16 protein-coding genes are annotated in these 18147 nt (G+C 66.9%); all 16 read right to left on the reverse strand.

Annotation, left to right across the window (positions count from 1 at the left end; translation table 11 throughout):
* Nucleotides 1-10 precede the first annotated feature (10 nt).
* Nucleotides 11-679, reverse strand: coding sequence for a hypothetical protein (locus tag ABNK63_RS05075; RefSeq protein ID WP_350016860.1), 669 nt, complete (start codon nt 677-679; stop codon nt 11-13).
* A 53-nt stretch (nt 680-732) separates the two neighbouring features.
* Nucleotides 733-4272, reverse strand: coding sequence for a DNA polymerase III subunit alpha (dnaE, locus tag ABNK63_RS05080; RefSeq protein WP_007804441.1), 3540 nt, complete (start codon nt 4270-4272; stop codon nt 733-735).
* A gap of 123 nt (nt 4273-4395) precedes the next feature.
* On the reverse strand, nt 4396-4956 hold the full coding sequence (locus tag ABNK63_RS05085; protein ID WP_007804443.1) for a TlpA disulfide reductase family protein: 561 nt from the start codon (nt 4954-4956) through the stop codon (nt 4396-4398).
* 94 nt (nt 4957-5050) lie between these two features.
* Entirely contained in the window at nt 5051-5251 is a 201-nt protein-coding gene (locus ABNK63_RS05090; protein ID WP_007804445.1) for a hypothetical protein, read from the reverse strand.
* A 222-nt stretch (nt 5252-5473) separates the two neighbouring features.
* The gene (rnhB, locus tag ABNK63_RS05095) at nt 5474-6064 is read right to left on the reverse strand and encodes a ribonuclease HII (RefSeq protein ID WP_007804447.1); all 591 of its coding nucleotides are present in this window, start codon (nt 6062-6064) and stop codon (nt 5474-5476) included.
* An 82-nt stretch (nt 6065-6146) separates the two neighbouring features.
* Nucleotides 6147-7415 (reverse strand): lipid-A-disaccharide synthase, encoded by a 1269-nt coding sequence (gene lpxB / locus ABNK63_RS05100; RefSeq protein WP_007804449.1) that lies wholly within the window; start codon nt 7413-7415, stop codon nt 6147-6149.
* A 95-nt stretch (nt 7416-7510) separates the two neighbouring features.
* Nucleotides 7511-8284 (reverse strand): acyl-ACP--UDP-N-acetylglucosamine O-acyltransferase, encoded by a 774-nt coding sequence (lpxA, locus tag ABNK63_RS05105; protein ID WP_007804451.1) that lies wholly within the window; start codon nt 8282-8284, stop codon nt 7511-7513.
* Nucleotides 8281-8754 (reverse strand): 3-hydroxyacyl-ACP dehydratase FabZ, encoded by a 474-nt coding sequence (gene fabZ / locus ABNK63_RS05110; RefSeq protein ID WP_007804453.1) that lies wholly within the window; start codon nt 8752-8754, stop codon nt 8281-8283. Before fabZ ends, lpxA begins: the two co-directional genes overlap by 4 nt.
* On the reverse strand, nt 8747-9775 hold the full coding sequence (gene lpxD / locus ABNK63_RS05115) for a UDP-3-O-(3-hydroxymyristoyl)glucosamine N-acyltransferase (RefSeq protein WP_007804454.1): 1029 nt from the start codon (nt 9773-9775) through the stop codon (nt 8747-8749). The genes fabZ and lpxD overlap by 8 nt, the downstream gene beginning before the upstream one ends.
* Before the next feature lie 115 nt (nt 9776-9890).
* Nucleotides 9891-12317, reverse strand: coding sequence for an outer membrane protein assembly factor BamA (gene bamA, locus ABNK63_RS05120; protein WP_007804456.1), 2427 nt, complete (start codon nt 12315-12317; stop codon nt 9891-9893).
* A gap of 197 nt (nt 12318-12514) precedes the next feature.
* Nucleotides 12515-13861, reverse strand: coding sequence for an RIP metalloprotease RseP (rseP, locus tag ABNK63_RS05125; protein WP_350016861.1), 1347 nt, complete (start codon nt 13859-13861; stop codon nt 12515-12517).
* A gap of 36 nt (nt 13862-13897) precedes the next feature.
* Entirely contained in the window at nt 13898-15073 is a 1176-nt protein-coding gene (locus tag ABNK63_RS05130) for a 1-deoxy-D-xylulose-5-phosphate reductoisomerase (protein WP_007804460.1), read from the reverse strand.
* A 1-nt stretch (nt 15074) separates the two neighbouring features.
* Complete coding sequence (locus ABNK63_RS05135) at nt 15075-15893, reverse strand: phosphatidate cytidylyltransferase (RefSeq protein WP_007804462.1); 819 nt, start codon at nt 15891-15893, stop codon at nt 15075-15077.
* A 9-nt stretch (nt 15894-15902) separates the two neighbouring features.
* Nucleotides 15903-16637 (reverse strand): polyprenyl diphosphate synthase, encoded by a 735-nt coding sequence (gene uppS / locus ABNK63_RS05140; RefSeq protein WP_350016862.1) that lies wholly within the window; start codon nt 16635-16637, stop codon nt 15903-15905.
* A gap of 17 nt (nt 16638-16654) precedes the next feature.
* Nucleotides 16655-17212: a ribosome recycling factor gene (frr, locus tag ABNK63_RS05145; protein ID WP_350016864.1), complete on the reverse strand. Its 558-nt coding sequence runs from the start codon at nt 17210-17212 to the stop codon at nt 16655-16657.
* A gap of 72 nt (nt 17213-17284) precedes the next feature.
* Nucleotides 17285-18007 carry a UMP kinase gene (gene pyrH / locus ABNK63_RS05150; protein ID WP_007804467.1) on the reverse strand — a complete coding sequence of 241 codons (723 nt, stop codon included), beginning with the start codon at nt 18005-18007 and terminating at the stop codon, nt 17285-17287.
* Nucleotides 18008-18147 lie beyond the last annotated feature (140 nt).

Below are 18147 nucleotides of genomic sequence, written 5' to 3' on the forward strand. Positions count from 1 at the left end.
CCGCGAAGGCCTACCGGCGTCGATAGATGCCGTCGAAGCGGACGTTGAGTCCGCCGCATTGGTGATTGTCGCTGACCACCAGAAACTTCCCGACCAGGAAGGCGCTCACCTCGCACGCATCGTCGACAAAGGTTGCGTGATGGCCGCTGGGCCGTGCCTCCCCGCCCATGGCGCCCAGGTTGGGGCCGCCGGGGAACTGGTCCGGCGGCGGGTCGGCCATCGGGTAATAGGCTTCGCCGTCGGCACGCAACATGCCGTTGTCATGGCGGATCGTGATGCGGTTGTCCCCCTGCACCCAGTCGCCTTCCCATGCCGACGGTGATGGCTGCGCCAGCACCGGCCGCAGGCGGTTGCGCGGCAGCCAGCCGGCGTGTCCATCCTGGTTGTCGGGAAACATGACGCAGGCGTAGTCGCCGCGGACGTCGCCCGCCAGTACCTGGTCACCCGGGATCAGGTAGGCCTTTTCCCGGCAGCGATCCGCCGTGGAAGGGCAGTCGTCGGTGCCCGCGACGAAGTGGGCGCGTCCGTCGCCGACGACTTCGGCGAGTGTCGTCCGGTCGGTGCTGCCGTCGCCTCCCTCGCACAGAAACGGCGCGTCGGGATGTGCCTGCTGCGCATGGACGCCGCCGAAAGCGACCAGGCCGAACAGCGCGAAAGTCCATTTGTGGGCAACGGTCATCGGTCTCTCCATGCGTGCTCGCAGACAGTGGTTACATGCGCCCCGGCGGTATCTCAATCCTGCTGCTTGACGATGCGCAGGCGGGCGGCTTGCACGCCGGGCAGTGCGCGGACGGCGCGCAGCAGGTCGGGGATGGCGTCGACGCGCCAGGCTTCGCCCAGTTCCAGGTCGGCCTGGGCGCTGCGGTTGCGGTAGCCATGCAGGGTGACGCTGGCGCGACCGCCGCGGTAGCCGGCCAGGGTGCGCTGCAACTGGGCGGCAAAGTCGGGGCCGATGCCGTTCAATTTCAGCTGCAGCAGGCGTGCATGCTTGCGACAGGCGTCTTCCAGCGACAACGCGCTGCGTGCACGCAGCTGGAAGCCGCCGCCGGAGAAGTCATCGATGCGCAGGCCGCCATCGACCACCAGCATCTGGTCGCGGGTGAGCAGCGGCGCCATCTGCTGGTACAGCTCGCCGAAGAAGCTGACCTCGATGATGCCGGTGCCGTCTTCCAGCCGCACGAAGGCGTCGCTGTCGCCGCGCTTGCGCACGGCGGTGACCATGCCAGCGACGGTCCATGGCGTGTCGGGGCCGCGGCGGAAACGGTTGTTGTCGCCGTCGTCGTTCTTGCGCGGTTTCGGCGGCTGGTAGCGATCGACGATCTCGCCCAGCGGACAGGTCGACAGCTGCGCCAGCTCTTCCTTCCACGGGTCGGTGGGGTGGCCGGAAAGGTAATGGCCCAGGGTGTCGCGCTCGCCTTGCAGCTTCTGTTCCAGCGGCCATTCGGGCACGGTCGGCAGGTCAATTTTCACTACTGGCGTGGTATTGCCCATCGCCGCGCCGAACATGTCGTTCTGGCCGGACTGCCTGTCGCGCAGGTGCTGTTCGGCGGCCTTGATCGCGTCGGGCAGTTGCAGCATCAGGCTGGCGCGGTTGGCCGCCAGCGCGTCCAGCGCGCCGGCCATGATCAGCGCTTCCAGCACGCGCCGGTTGAGCCGGGTCGGATCGACGCGGCGACAGAAGTCGGCCAGGTCGGTGTATTTGCCGTGCGCGCGCTCGGCCACGATGGCCTCGCACGCGCCCTGGCCGACGCCCTTGATCGCGCCGAGGCCGTACTGGATCACCTTCGGTTCGATCGCCACGAACATGTACTCGGACGCGTTGACGTCCGGCGGCTGCACGGCGATGCCGATGGCGCGCGATTCGTCCAGGAAGGTCACCACCTTGTCGGTGTTGTCCATGTCCGAGGAGATCGTGGCGGCCATGAATTCGGCCGGGTAGTGCGCCTTCAGCCAGGCGGTCTGGTAGGAGACCAGCGCGTAGGCGGCGGCGTGCGACTTGTTGAAGCCGTAGCCGGCGAACTTCTCCATCAGGTCGAAGATCGCGTCGGCCTTTTCGCCGGAAAGGCCGTCCTTCGCCGCGCCCTCGCGGAACTTGGCGCGCTCCTTGGCCATTTCCTCGAGTTTCTTCTTGCCCATCGCGCGGCGCAGCAGGTCGGCGCCGCCGAGCGAGTAGCCGCCCACGATCTGCGCCATCTGCATCACCTGCTCCTGGTAGACCATGATGCCGTAGGTCTCTTTCAGGATCGGCTCGACGCGCGGGTCGGGATATTCCACTTCCTCGCGGCCGTGCTTGCGCGCCACGAAGCTGGGGATCAGGTCCATCGGGCCGGGGCGGTACAGCGCCACCAGCGCGATGATGTCCTCGAAGCGGTCGGGCTTCGCGTCCTTCAGCATGCGCTGCATGCCGGAGGATTCGAGCTGGAACACGGCGACGGTCTGCGCCTTCTTCAGCAGCTCGTACGACGCCGGGTCGTCCAGCGGCAGCGCCGAGATGTCGAGCAGGGCCTCGCCGGCTTTCGCGCGGCGCGCGTTGATCGCCTTGACCGCCCAGTCGATGATGGTCAGCGTGCGCAGGCCGAGGAAGTCGAACTTCACCAGGCCGACCGCCTCGACGTCGTCCTTGTCGTACTGGGTCACCACGCCGCCGCCGCCGGCTTCGCAGTACAGCGGCGCGAAGTCGGTCAGCGGGGTCGGCGCGATCACCACGCCGCCAGCGTGCTTGCCCGCGTTGCGGGTGAGGTTTTCCAGGCTCAGCGCCAGGTCGATCAGGGCACGGGCGTCCTCGTCCTGCTCGTACGTTTCGCAGAACTCCTTGACGACGCGGTCGGTCTCCTTCTTCGATTTCTCGGAGCGGCCGAGCGCGTCGGAAAGTGTCAGGTCGAGCGGTCGCGGCGGCACCATCTTGGCCAGCCGGTCGACCTGGCCGTACGGCATGCTGAGCACGCGACCGGAATCGCGCAGCACGGCCTTGGCCGCCATCGAGCCGTAGGTGATGATCTGGCTGACGCGGTCGCGACCGTACTTGCGCGCCACATAGTCGATCACCTCGTCTCGGCGATCCATGCAGAAGTCGATGTCGAAGTCGGGCATCGACACGCGTTCGGGGTTGAGGAAGCGCTCGAACAGCAGGTTGAACTGCAGCGGGTCGAGATCGGTGATCTTCAGCGCCCAGGCCACCAGCGAGCCGGCGCCCGAACCGCGCCCGGGGCCGACCGGGATGCCGTTCTGTTTGCCCCAGTTGATGAAGTCCGCCACGATCAGGAAGTAGCCGGGGAAACCCATCTTGACGATGACGTCCAGCTCGCGTTCCAGCCGGGCGTGGTAGTCGTCCAGCGTGTGATCGGCTGCCAGCGGCGCGTGTTCCAGGCGCTCGCGCAGGCCTTGCCGCGACAGCTCGCGGATATGGCTGTCGAGGTCGTGGCCCTCGGGCACCGGGAAGTCGGGCAGGTAATACGTGCCGAACTTCAGTTCCAGCGTGCAGCGCTTGGCCAGTTCGACGCTGTTTTCCAGCGCCTCGGGAAGATCCGCGAACAGCGCGGCCATCTCGGCGGGCGTCTTCAGGTATTGCTGGTCGCTGTATTCGCGGGGGCGCTTGGGATCGGCCAGCACGCGGCCCTGGTTGATGCACACGCGCGCTTCGTGCGCGGCGAAGTCGTCCTGCTTGAGGAAGCGCACGTCGTTGCTGGCCAGCACCGGCAGCGCCAGTTCGCCGGCCAGGGCCAGTGCGGCGGTGTTCCAGTTTTCCTCGCCGTCGCGGCCGCAGCGGGTCAGCTCCAGGTACAGCCGGTCGGGAAACAGCCGGGCCAGCGGACGCAATCTGGCCTGTGCCGCGTCGATGCCCTGGCCGATGGCGAGGCGAGCGGTCTCGCTGTCGCGTCCGAGCAGGGCGATCAGGCCCTCGGTGGCGCCGGCGGTGAGCCACGACGCGTCGACCAGGGCGCGTCCGCCATGCTGGCCCTCCTGCCACGCGCGCGAGACCAGCCGCGACAGGTTGAGATAACCGTCGCGGTTCTGGCACAGCAGGGTGAGTCGCCACGGACGCGGGTCGTCGCTGGAGGAAATCCACAGGTCGCAACCGCCGATCGGCTTGATGCCGGCGGCGCTGCAGGCCTTGTAGAACTTCACCAGCGCGAACATGTTGCTGTCGTCGGTCAGTGCCACCGCCGGGATGCCGTCGCGCACGCAGGCGGCGACCAGCGCCTTGATGCGGATGGTCGAGTCGACCAGCGAATATTCGCTGTGCAGGTGCAGGTGGGTGTAGCTGACGGTCATGCCGGTTTACGCACTGAATTCATGCAGGCTACCCGGCGGCCGGGGCAGCGGCAAGATTGACTTCCGCGCGGTTTGCGCGAAGCGCGCTGGCGCCCCGCCCGATCGGCTCAAGGCCCGATCAACTCAAGGCCTGGCGACGGCCGCCGTCGCGGCAGGCTGTTCGAGCAGCAGGGCGTTGATCTCGCCGACCAGCGTGTCCAGCATGTCGGCACCGTAGCCGACATGGACGTGGGCGATGCTGCCGTCGCGACGCAGCATCACCATCACCGGAATGCCGCTGACGCCGTAGGGCTTGCCGATCGCGCCGTCACGGTCCCAGGTGACCAGCAGTTCGGGCAGGCTCCTGCGCAGTACGCGCGAGGTTCGCACGAAGGTGTCGCGGTCTTCGCGGTGATTGACCGCCACCACCTGCAGCGGCAGGCCGCGCCGGGTCGCCAGCAACTGCAGCTTGGCCAGCACGGGAATCTCTTCCATGCAGTAGCCGCACCAGGTGGCCCAGAAACTGATCACCACGACCTTGCCGTGCAGCGAGGAGACGGTCACCTCCTGGCCTCGCTGCGTGGTGCCCAGCGTATCCGGCGGCGTGTCGCCCGGCTGGAGCCGCGGCCTGTCGCCGGCCACGGCATGGCAGCAAAGCAGCAGGCCAAGCAGCAGGCCTGGCAGCATGATCGCGATTCGGCGCATCTCTTCCATTTCCCCCTGGGCACGCGCCAGCGTAGCAACATGCCGCGGAGCGAGGAAGTCGGGCCGCGTGGCCTGATCGGGACGGCCTTCCGGCTCAGCGGATGAAGAAGCGCTCGTCCTCGCCGGCGGTGTCCACGTAATGATCGAGAGCCTGTACCCGCAGCGGCTGCAGGTTGTAGTCGGCGTGCGACAGCGGGGGTTCGTCGATGCGCTCGGTCGTGTCGGGAAGCGGGTTCCATGCGGACGCCGCGGTCGATGGCGACGGGGTGGTCGGGTGGCTTTGCGGATGCATCATGGCGTGACTCCTGCGTTCCCTGGGAACGCGTGCGAGTTCGCTGGCGAGCGGGCCGGCAGGTCAGTACGGGCCGGTGCAACGGGCGCATCCGTGCTGTGCGGGTTTCCTTGGAGGTAATGATGCGCGCGCGCGGGGGAAAGTTGCATAGACCGATGGCCTATGCGGATCAATCTCATCGGGATGCGCGATCGTGGCTGGAACGGGAACAAGCGCCCCGGTCGGTCAGAACAGCCTTGCCTGATCCAGCAGCAGCCGCACCGGGGCGAAGCTGCGGCGGTGCTGGGCGCAGGGACCGAGCATCTGCAGCGCGGCCAGGTGCGCCGGGGTGGGATAACCCTTGTGCGCGGCGAAGCCGTAGCCGGGATGGAGGTTTTCCATGGCCACCATCAGGCGGTCGCGGCTGACCTTGGCCAGGATCGAGGCGGCGCTGATGGCCGGTTCCAGCGCATCGCCGCCGACGATCGCCCGGCCGGGGCAGGGCAGGTCCTTCGGCAGCCGGTTGCCGTCGACCAGGGCTTCGTGCGCACCCGGTGCGAGGCCGGCAACGGCGCGGCTCATGCCGGTCATGGTGGCCTGGAAGATGTTCAGGCGGTCGATCTCGTCCGGTTCGATCAGCACCACGCACCAGGCCCGCGCGCGCTCGATGATCAGGGGGTAGAGCGCCTCGCGTTTCGCCTCGCTGAGCTTCTTCGAATCGTCCAGACCGGCGATCGGGCGGGACGGGTCGAGGATCACCGCGGCGACGGCCAGCGGGCCGGCCAGCGGGCCACGTCCCGCTTCGTCCACGCCGGCCACGAACAGGCTCGCCTCCATCGGGTTCCGCGCTTCTTCTTGCGTTTGCCTCCACCCCCCTGAGGGAGAGGATTGAGGTGGGGCGCAGGTACTCGCGGAACGCTCAGCCATGGCCGGGATTCCGTGCATCGATCAGTTCGGCGATGGCTGCCGCGGCGCGATCGCCGGCCTGATCGTCCAGTCCGCCACGCAGCGCCTGGTGCAATTGCTCGAAGGCGGCGACCACCGCGCCACGCCGTTCGCTGTCCTTGAACAGCGACAGGGTGGCGGCAGCGAGCTTCTCCGCGGTGCAGTCGTCCTGCATCAGTTCCGGCACCAGCAGGCCGCCACCGATATCGATGCCGCTGGCGCGTGCGAGGATGTTCGGCAGCGAGTAGATGTCGGTCTTCAGCATCTTCAGCGCGCGGGCGATGCGATAGCTCATCGGCGCCACGCGATAGCCCACCACCATCGGCCGCTTGGCCAGCATCGCCTCGAGCGTGGCGGTGCCCGACGCCAGCAGCACCACGTCGGCCGCCAGCATCGCCTCGTGCGCATGGCCGTCGAGCAGCAGCGGGCGGGATTCACCCTGGGGGACGCGGGCGAGCAGCGCGTCGAGCTTCGCGCGGACCCGGGCATTGGCCGCGGGAATGACCACGCGCAGGCCCGGGACGGCCGCGGCGACGCGACTGGCGGCCTCGATGAACGGCTGGCCCAGCCGGCTCAATTCGGAAAGCCGGCTGCCGGGCAGCACGGCGAGCACGGGCGCAGCTTGCGGCAACTGCAGCACGTCGCGCGCGCCCACGCGGTCGGACACCAGGGCGAAACGGTCGGCCAGCGGGTGACCGACGAAGCGCGCATCGATGCCGTGCTTCGCGTAGATCGCCGGTTCCATCGGGAACAGGCAGAGCACCCGATGGGCGCTGCGGCCGATCTTCTCGGCACGCTTTTCGCGCCACGCCCAGACCGAGGGGCTGACGTAATGCACGGTCAGCAGGGCGGCCTGTTTCAGGCGCTGTTCGACGCCGAGGTTGAAATCCGGCGCGTCGATGCCGACCACCACGTCGGGCTTCAGCTCGAGCAGGCGCGCGACCAGCGCCTTGCGCAGGCGCAGCAGCCGGGGCAGGTGGAGGATGACTTCACTGAAACCGAACAGCGACAGCTCGTGGATGTCGTACCAGGACTCGAAGCCTTCGCGCTGCATGCGCGCGCCACCGATGCCCACGAAACGCGCCTGCGGATAGCGTCGGCGCAAGGCGGCGATCAGGTCGGCGCCGAGCTGGTCGCCGGAGTCTTCGCCGGCAATGATGGCGATGGTTTGAGAGCCGGGAATGGGGAATCGGGAATCGGGAATCGGGGGCGCCGCGGATTCCGGCTGCTTCGTGGAAGTCATGGCGTCAGCACGAACGCAGGCGAAGAATGCTGGTGGCTGCTTTGGCTTGTAACCATTCCCGATTCTCCATTCCCGATTCCCGCGCAGCGCAAGTGTCAGCGCGCGAGCGCGCGCTCGCTGTGGTCGAGGAACTCCAGCATGGCGCGCACGTCGTCGCTTTCGCGGGCCTGCTCGGCCAGCTTTTCGCGGGCTTCGGGCAGCGACAGGCCGGCCATGTACAGGGTGCGGTAGGCACGCTTGATCGCGGCGATCCGCGGCGCGTCGAAACCACGGCGCTTCAGGCCTTCGCTGTTGATGCCCCGCGGCCGGCCGTGCTGCTCGTTGGCCATCATCACGAACGGCGGCACGTCGTGGCCGACCAGGCAGCCCATGCCGATGAAGGCATGCGCGCCGACCTTGCAGAACTGGTGCACGCCGGAGTAGCCGGACAGGATCGTCCAGTCGCCGATGCTGACGTGCCCGGCCAGCGCCGAGTAGTTGGAGAACACCACGTTGTTGCCGATCTGGCAGTCGTGCGCGATGTGCACGTAGGCCAGCACCCAGTTGTCGTTGCCGAGTCGGGTGATCGCGCCACCGTCACCGGTGCCGCGGTTGATGGTGGTGAATTCGCGGATCAGGTTGCGGTCGCCGATCACCAGTTCGGTGCGTTCGCCCTGCCATTTCTTGTCCTGCGGATCGCCGCCCAGCGAGGCGAACTGGTTGATCCGGTTGTCGCGGCCGATCCGGGTCGGCCCCTCGATCACCACATGCGGCCCGATCACGGTGCCTTCGCCGATCTCCACCTCGGCACCGATCACGCTGTACGCGCCGATGCTGACGTTGGCGCCGATGATGGCGGAGGGGTCGATCAATGCGGTGGGATGGATCATTTGCCCGACCTCGCGGCGCACATCAGTTCGCAACTGGCCACCTCCTTGCCATCGACCAGGGAGCGAGCCTCGAAAATGCCCATGCCGCGCATCAGCCGCTTCAGGCTGACTTCCATGCGCAACTGGTCGCCGGGAACCACCGGGGCGCTGAAGCGCGCGTTGTCGACCTTGACCAGATAGAACAGCGGGCTGACCTTGTCGCCCTTCATGTGGCGGCTGACCTGGGTCAGCAGACCGGCGGCCTGCGCCATCGCCTCGATGATCAGCACGCCGGGCATCACCGGATGGCTGGGGAAATGGCCCTGGAAGAACGGCTCGTTGATGGTCACGTTCTTGATCGCGACCACGCTGACCTCGGGCACGATCTCGATCACGCGGTCCACCAGCAGGAACGGGTAGCGGTGGGGCAGCAGTTCCCGGATCTGCTCCACATCGATCGGCAGGGTCATGAAGTCGCTGTTTTCACTCATTGTCGCTGTCCTTCTCCAGCGTCGACAGGCGACGCGCGTACTCGTCCAGATGTTTGAAGCGTGCCGCGTTCTTCCGCCACTGGCGGTTGTCCTGCAGGGGCACGCCCGATGAATATTCGCCAGGTTCGCGGATCGAATGCGTGACCAGGCTCTTGGCGGTAATGGTAACCCGGTCGGCCAGTTCCAGATGGCCGAGCACGCCGGCGTTGCCGCCGATCATGCAGTAACGGCCGATCCTCGCACTGCCGGCGACCGCCGCGCAGCCGGCCATCGCAGTGTGCGCGCCGACATGCACGTTGTGGGCGATCTGGATCTGGTTGTCCAGCCGCACGTCTTCTTCCAGCACGGTGTCGTCCAGCGCGCCGCGGTCGATCGTGGTGTTGGCGCCGATCTCGCAGTCGTCGCCGACGCGCACGCCGCCGAGCTGGGGCAGCTTGATCCAGTGGTCCCGCTCGAAGGCCAGGCCAAAGCCGTCCGAGCCGATCACCGCACCGGGGTGCACCAGCACGCGCTGGCCCAGCGTGACCCGGGTCACCAGGGTGACCCGGGCGACCAGCCGCGAATGCGCGCCGACCGTGCAGTCCTCGCCGACGATGCAGTGCGGACCGAGTACCACTCCCTCCGCGATCACCGCGCGCTCGCCGATCACGCAGCCCGGTCCGACGCTGGCGCCGGGATCGACCTGCGCGCTGTCGGCCACCACGGCACTGGGGTGGATGCCCGCTGCGGCGGCAGGCATCCGTTCGAACAGGGCGGCAAGTTTCGCGTAGGCCACGTAGGGGTCGGAGGCGACCAGCGCCGCTGTCGGGCACGTGGCGAGGTCCGCTTCGCGCAGCACCACCACGCCGGCGCGGGTGGCCGCCAGCTGGCTGCTGTACTTGCTGTTGGACAGGAAGCTGAGCTGACTGGGGCCGGCGCCCGCCAGGGTGCCGACACCGTCGATCACCCGCGCGCCATCGCCGCTTGCGACCAGGCCGAACCGCTCGGCCAGCCCAGCCACCGTGTAATGGATTGTGCTCATGCTTGCTCCGGAACCTGCCGGCCATTGTAGAGGGTGGCGGCGCGGCGTGCAGTCGAACCATCCGGCAAAAGAAAGCGCGGCAGGGCCGCGCTTTCCGGTTCGCCTGGGGATGGAATCAGAACTGGCTGCCGAAGGTGAACTGGATGCGTTCCTCGTAATGGCGATCGGCGTCCTTGGAGCGGAACGGCACGGCCAGGCTGATGATCAGCGGGCCGATCGGCGCCTGCCACTGCAGCGAGATGCCGGTCGACGCGCGCAGTTCGGAGGCATCGAAGCTCTTGTAGTCCTTGAACACGTTGCCGACGTCCATGAACCAGGACACGCGCGCGGTGTTGACGTCCTTCAGGAACGGCAGCGGCAGGAAGACCTGGGCCGTGCCCAGAACCTTGAACGCGCCGCCGATCGGCTGGGAGTAGTAGGCGCCGTTGTTGCACATGCCCTTGGCATCGGGCGTGCTGCCATCGATGCACACGCGCGGACCCAGGGTGTTGTCCTGGAAACCGCGTACGTCGCGCACGCCACCGGCGTAGTAGTTCTGCCAGAACGGAAGATCCTGGCGCATGTCGGTGATGATGTGGTTCTGGTTGACATTGTCGGCCTTGCTGGCCGCGGCCAATGCATCGTAGGCATCGTCGCTGAGGCCGTTCTTGCCGTAAGTCTTGCCGTAGCCGACCTGGCCATCCAGGTACAGCACGAAGCCCTTGCCGATCGGCCAGTAGTGGTTGAGTTCGGTGCTGAGCTTCCAGTACTGCACGGTCGAGCCGGGCAGGGCGACGTCGGTCGAGGCCGAGATCAGGCCGCCGCGGGTCGGCGCCCAGTAGCCGTTGCGGGTGTCGTGGTTCCAGCCCAGCGTGCCGGTCCAGGTGTGGATCGTCTTGTTGCCGATCTCGTTCTGGTAGTCGATCAGCACCAGCGGGCTGTAGCCCGGGTACAGGTTGACCTTGTTGCTGCTGATGCCCAGGCCCACGCGCAAGCCGTCGGTTTCGCTGATCGGGATGCCGAGGTAGGAAGAGAAGCTCTTCGCACTGGTGGCGTAGTTGGCGAAGTCGGTGTTGCCGTAGTCGGTCTTCGAGTACGAGGCGCTGTAGCCGATGCCGATGCCGCTGTCGGTGAGGTAGGGGTTGTAGTAGTTCATCCCCAGGCGCGTGTAGTACGTGCTGCGCTCGCCGCTGATCGAGAAGCTGTCACCGGTGCCGAACAGGTTGTTCTGCGACACCGAGGCATTCAGGATGATGCCCGAATACTGCGAGTAGCCGATGCCGAACTGCATGCTGCCGGCGGACTGCTCCTCCACCTTGACGGTGACGTCCACCTTGTCCTGGGTACCCGGCACGCGGGACTTGTCGATGTCGACCGTCTTGAAGTAGCCCAGCCGCTGCAGGCGGACCTTGGAACGGTCGATGGCGGCCTGCGAATACCAGGAACCCTCCAGCTGGCGCAGCTCGCGGCGCAGCACGCCGTCCTCGGTGCGCGTGTTGCCCTGGAAGATCACCCGGCGCACGTAGACGCGCTGGCCGGGCTCGATGTACATGGTCAGGTCGACCGTGCGCTTTTCCTTGTCCAGCTTGGGAATCGGCGTGACCTTGGCATAGGCGTAGCCGATATTGGCCAGCACGGCCTTGATCGCCTTGCTGCTGGCTTCGATCGCGCCGCGATTGAAGGTGTCGCCCGCCTTGGTGAAAACCAGCTGGCGCATGGTCTTTTCAGGCAGGATCAGGTCGCCCAGCAGCTTCACGTCGCTGACCTTGTAGATCTCGCCTTCCTTGATGCTGGCGTCGATGTACATCGAACGCTTGTCCGGCGCGATCGCCACCTGGGTGGAGTCGACGCCGAAGTCGGCGTAGCCGCGATCCATGTAGTAGGACTGCAGCTTCTCGAGGTCGCCGGACAATTTTTCGCGCGAGTACTGGTCGTCCTTCGAATACCAGGACATCCAGTTGCTGGTGTCCGATTCGAAACCGTCGCGGATTTCCTTGTCGCTGAAGGCGTGGTTGCCGAGGATGTTCAGTTCCTTGATCTTTGCGGCCTTGCCTTCGCGGATCTCGATCTCGACGGCGACGCGGTTGCGATCCAGCCGGGTCACGTGGGGCTCGACCGAAACGTTGTACTTGCCGCGGTTGTAATACTGCCGGATCAGCTCCTGCTGCACGTTGTCCAGCGCCAGCCGGTCGAAGGTCTCGCCCTCGGTGAGGCCGATTTCCTTCAGGCCCTTCTTGAGGTCGTCGGTCTTGATGTCCTTGTTGCCGCGCAGGGTCAGCTTGGCGATCGAGGGGCGCTCGACCACCTTGATCACCAGGATGCTGCCTTCGCGATCCATCTCGACATCGCTGAAGAACTTGGTCTGGTACAGCGCGCGGATGGCGCGTTGTACCCCGTCGTTGGTCAGCTGGTCGCCCTTGTTGATCGGCAGGTAGTTGTAGACGGTACCGGCGGAAATGCGGCTGAGGCCGTCAATGCGGATGTCCGACACCACGAAGGGGTCGAACGCGAACGCATTGGCGGAGAGGGAGGCAAGCAGGATCAGCGCGGCGATACGCTTCATCGTCGATTCCGTTGGTTATTTCGATGAAGCGGCCAGCGCGGCCGCCCCGATCAAGAGCATGGGGCAGGGACGAACCCCTTCCCGAAAAAGAAACGCGCCCTGCCGAGACAGGGTGCAACCTGAAACACCGCTGCAGCTTGCCGCGGCTGGCGCAGTCAGGCCTGACATCGTGATCCCGTTGTCGCCGTGCGTCGGCATCACGACGGCAGCATGCGATGGATGTCGTTGTAGAAAGCCAGTCCCATCAGGGTGAACAGCAGGGCGATGCCGATGTACTGGCCGATCACCATCGTCTGTTCGCTGACCGGACTGCCCTTGACCAACTCCACAAGATAATACAGCAGGTGCCCGCCATCCAGGACCGGGATCGGCAGCAGGTTGAGGATCGCCAGGCTCAGCGAAACCAGCGCCAGAAAGTTGAGGAACCAGGGCAGGCCCATGCTGGCGGACTGGTTCGCCACCGAGGCGATGCCGATGACGCCGGACAGATTGTTGGTCGAAGCCTGGCCGCTGATCATCTTGCCGATCAGGTTGAAGGTCTGCGCGGTATTGCGCCAGGTGGCGTCGAGCGAGGCGGAAAATGCCTTGAGTGGCCCGTAACGCAAGGTGACCTGTTCGGGGCCGGGGCCGTTGACGCCGATGATCCAGGTGACCGGCTGGCCTTCGATCGACTCGTGCCGCGCGTCGACCGCCAGCTCCAGCGGCTTGCCGCCCCGCTCGATCGCCAGCTTCAGGTGCGCCGATTTCGCTGCCTCGATCGGCACCAGCTTCTGGAAGGTGGCGTAGTCGTTCACCGGCTGGCCGTTGATCGAGACGATCCGGTCGCCGTCCTGCATGCCGCCCAGCGATGCCGGCTTGCCGGGCAGGACGTGGTCGGCGATGGCCGGGGACGAGGCCAGCTTCAGTCCCAGTTGATCCAGATAGCTGGCCACGCCTTCGCCGGGGGGAAGCTCATCCAGTGGCAGCACCAGTTCGCGCTGGCGACCATTGGTGCCCCGAACGGTCAGCGGCAGCGGCGAACGTCCCAGCAAGGCGTTGACCACGCCGTCCATCGCATCGGTGTAGGTGCCGACCTCTTCACCATCGACGCGGAGAATCCGGTCGCCGGGCTGGATGCCGGCCCTGGCCGCGATGCTCTGCGGCGTGGCGGTGACCAGCGGGGCGGCATCGGGCCGGCCCAGCATGAACATCAGCCAGAACGCGGCGACGGTGAAAATCAGGTTGAAGCCCGGGCCCGCGGCGATGATGGCGATGCGCTTCCACACCGACTTGCCGGTGAACTCCCGCGACTGCAACGCCGGGTCGACCTCGCCCTCGCGGGCGTCCAGCATCTTGACGTAACCGCCCAGCGGAATCGCGGCGATCTGGTATTCGGTGCCGTCGCGCCCGATGCGTTTCCAGATCGCGTTGCCGAAGCCGACCGAGAAGCGCAGCACCTTGACCCCACAGCGGCGCGCGACCCAGTAATGGCCAAACTCATGGAAGGTCACCAGCACGCCGAGCGTGACCAGCAACCAGAACACCGAGCCGAAGAAGGAAGTCATCAAGTACCGGGGCAGAAAGTCATCGGAGCAAGAATATCAGCAAGCATCGCGCAGGACGCGCCGGGCGGCCTCCCGCGCCATGCGGTCGCGTTCACAAAGCGTTCCAACATCGACCACGGCTTGCGCCGGCAGTTCCGCAAGTACCGCCTCGACCACGTCGGCGATCGACAGGAACGGCAGCGCGCCGCCGAGGAAGGCTTCCACGGCGACCTCGTTGGCCGCGTTAAGGATGGCCGGGGCGTCGCCGCCGGCACGCAAGGCCTGGAAGGCCAGCGCCAGGCAGCGGAAGGTGGTCAGGTCCGGCGGCTCGAACTGCAGCGGGGCGCAGCGGGCCAGGTCCAGCGACGGCACGCCGGATTCGATCCGCTCCGGCCAGGCCAGGGCATGGGCGATCGCGGTGCGCATGTCCGGATTGCCCAGCTGGGCCAGCACCGAGCCGTCGACATACTCCACCATCGAGTGGATCAGGCTCTGCGGGTGCACCACCACCTCGATGACCTCGGCCGGCGCGGCGAACAGGTGGTGGGCTTCGATGACTTCCAGGCCCTTGTTCATCAGGGTGGCCGAGTCGACCGAGATCTTGCGCCCCATCACCCAGTTCGGGTGCTTGCAGGCCTGGTCCGGCGTGATGCCGGCCAGTTCGGCCCGGGTGCGGCCGCGGAACGGGCCGCCCGAGGCGGTCAGGACCAGCCGGCGCACGCCGCTTCGAGCCAGCTCGGGTCGGCCACCGGGCAGGCACTGGAAGATCGCATTGTGTTCGGAATCGACGGGAATCAGCGCGCCCTTGCCGGTGGCGACGGCCTCCAGCAGCAGCGGGCCGGCCATCACGATGGATTCCTTGTTGGCCAGCAGCAGGCGCTTGCCCGCGCGCGCGGCGGCCAGCGTGGACTCCAGCCCTGCAGCGCCCACGATGGCGGCCACCACGGTGTCGCACAGCTGGCCGGAGGCGGCCGCGGTCAGCGCGGCATGGCCGCTGGCCACCTCGCAACGCACCCCCGCGGCGGTCAGGCGACGGGCCAGTTCCCCTTCCAGCGCCGGATCGGCGATCACCGCCAGTTCGGGCCGGTGTTTCGCGCACAAGTCGACCAGGGCTTCGACCTGGCGGTGCGCCGTCAGCACCGTGGCGCGAAAGCGCCCGGGATGACGGGCGATCACGTCGAGCGTGCTGCCGCCGATCGAGCCGGTGGCGCCCAGTACGGCAATGTCGTGCATGTCAGATGTCCAGCAGCAGCAGGCCGGCGGCGAACACCGGCAGCGCGGCGAACACGCTGTCCAGTCGGTCCATCAGGCCGCCGTGGCCGGGAAAGATGCTGCCCGAATCCTTCACCTGGGCGTGCCGCTTCATCAGGCTTTCCAGCAGGTCGCCCACGATCGATATCGCCACCGTGGCAGCGGCCAGCAGCGCCAGCGCCAGCAGCGCGCCCCCGCGCACGCCGAGCAGCCAGCCTCCCACATCGGCGACCAGCACGCCGGCCACCATCGCGCCGTACGCACCGGCCCAGGTCTTGCCGGGACTGATCTGCGGCGCCAGCTTGCGCTTGCCGAAGGTGCGGCCGCTGAAATACGCCCCGATGTCCGAGGCCCACACGATCACCAGGGCCAGCAGGGTCCACCAGTGACCGTGCGGCAGGCGGCCGTGGATGCTGGTGAGTGCGACCCAGGTGGGAAAGATCACGAAGGCGCCGGCGATCAGCTTCAAGATCAGGTTCTCGCGCGTGGGCGCGGCGCCAAACGCGAAATGGCGCAGCCACAGGCAGGCCACCACCCACCAGGCCACGCCGACGGCCAGCAGCCACGGCGTCCATGCGCTGCCCCGGGCAAGCCAGAGCAGGATGAAGACGCCGGCGGCCGCGAGCAGCAGCACGATGCGCGCCGAACGGTTCTTCAGTCCGCTCAGCTGGGCCCATTCCCACCAGGCGGCGAGGAAGGCCAGCGCGACGATCGCACCGAAGATGCCGGTGGTCGGCAGCAGGATGATCAGGATCGCCAGCGGCGCGAGCACCAGGGCGGTGAGAATGCGCTGAAGCAGCATGGGAATCCTCTAGGAAACTGGGGTGACCTGCTCGCCGGTACGGCCAAAACGGCGCTCCCGGCGGGCATAGTCTTCGATGGCCCGGCGCAGGCAAGCCTGGTCGAAATCGGGCCACAAGGTATCGGTAAAGTACAGCTCGGCGTAGGCGACCTGCCACAGCAGGAAGTTGCTGATGCGGCATTCGCCGCCGGTGCGGATGAACAGGTCCAGCGGCGGCAGTTCGGCCAGGCTCATCCACTGGCCAAGACGGGCTTCGTCGATCTCTTCGGCGCGCAATTCGCCGCGAGCCACCGCGGCGGCGGCCTGGCGGCTGGCCTGCACGATGTCCCAGCGGCCGCCGTAGCTCACCGCAATGTTCACCTGCAGCCGGTCGTTGCCGGCGGTGCGCGCCATCGCCGCCTGCATCCGCTCGCGCAGGTTCGCCTCGAAGGCGTCGAGATTGCCGATGAAGCGCAGCCGCACGCCGTGGCCGTGCAGTTCGTCCACTTCCTTGTCCAGCGCCCGCACGAACAGCCCCATCAGCGCGCCCACTTCTTCCTGCGGGCGTTGCCAGTTTTCGCTGGAGAACGCGAACAGGGTCAGCGCCTGCACGCCTTCGCGCAGGCAGGCCTCGATCACTTCGCGCACGGCCTTGCGGCCGGCGTTGTGGCCGAAGCTGCGGGGGCGGTGGCGGGCCTTGGCCCAGCGGCCGTTGCCGTCCATCACGATGGCGATGTGGCGCGGAACGGCTTCGGCGCCGGGCATGGGGAATGCGATGGCGCTCAGAGCGCCATCAGCTCCTCTTCCTTCGCCTTGACCACGGCATCGACGTCTTTCACCGCACGATCGGTGAGCTTCTGGATCTCGTCGTCGGCGCGACTTTCGTCGTCCTCGGTGATCAGCTTCTCCTTGAGCAGATCCTTGACCTGCTGCAGGGCGTCGCGACGGACGTTGCGGATCGCGATCTTGGCGTTCTCGCCCTCGTGGCCGACCAGCTTGGCCAGTTCGCGGCGGCGCTCCTCGGTCAGTGCGGGCATGTTGAGGCGGATCACGGTGCCGGCGGTGGTCGGCGTGATGCCCAGGTCCGAAGCCATCAGGGCCTTCTCGATCGGCGCCACCATGTTCTTTTCCCATGGCGTGATCAGGATGGTGCGCGCATCGGACAGCGAGACCGACGCGACCTGCGCCAGCGGCATGTCCGAGCCGTAATAGGACACCTTGATGCCGTCCACCAGCGAGGTGCTGGCGCGGCCGGTGCGGATGCGGGTGAGGTCGTGCCTGAGCGAGTCGATGCTCTTGCCCATGCGGGTCTGCGCATCGTTCTTGATGTCATTGAGCATGTCGTGCTTCCCGGTGAATCGTGCAACGCGTGATTATAGCAGTGGCCGCCGTGGCGGCTTGTTGCGGCGCGGTCAGCCGCCGTCGACCAGGGTGCCGATCGACTCGCCGCGCATGATCCGCATCAGGTTGCCGGCCACGGTCATGTCGTAGATGCGCAGCGGCATCTGCTGGTCACGGCACAGGGCGATCGCGGCGGTGTCCATCACCGCCAGCTTGCGCTCGATCACGTCGTCGTAGCCGAGCCGATCATAACGGGTCGCGTCGGCATGCTTGGCCGGGTCGGCGGTGTACACGCCATCGACCTTGGTCGCCTTCAGCAGCAGGTCCGCGCCGATCTCCACCGCGCGCAGGGCGGCCGCGGAATCGGTGGTGAAGAACGGATTGCCGGTGCCGGCGGCGAACAGCACGATGCGGCCTTTCTCGATGTGGCGAATGGCGCGGCGGCGGATGTAATCCTCGGCCACGTCGTGGATCTGGATCGCGCTGGTGACTCGCGCGTAGCCGCCGCGCTTCTCGATCGCGTCCTGCATGGCCAGCGCATTCATCACGGTGGCCAGCATGCCCATGTGGTCGCCGGTGACCCGGTCCATGCCGGCGGCAGCGAGGCCGGCGCCGCGGAAGATATTGCCGCCGCCGATCACGATGCCGATCTGCACGCCGGTCTTCTGTACCTCGATGATTTCATCGGCCAGCCGGCCGATCACCTTGGGATCGATGCCGTAGTCGGCATCGCCCATCAGGGCTTCACCGGAGAGCTTGAGCAGGATGCGGCGGTACTTGGGCTGGTCGCTCATGGGGGCTCCGGATTGTGTGGGGTAAACCGGCTTATTGTAGCGGCAGCTGCCCATGGTCGGGGCGTTCGCCGTGGCCATCCGCGAAATTTTCCGCGAATCGGGAAGCGGGGCCCCGGGTTCAGGTGGTAGTAAATGGAAAA

Source organism: Rhodanobacter sp. IGA1.0 (genome assembly GCF_040208325.1).
GTDB lineage: Bacteria > Pseudomonadota > Gammaproteobacteria > Xanthomonadales > Rhodanobacteraceae > Rhodanobacter > Rhodanobacter spathiphylli.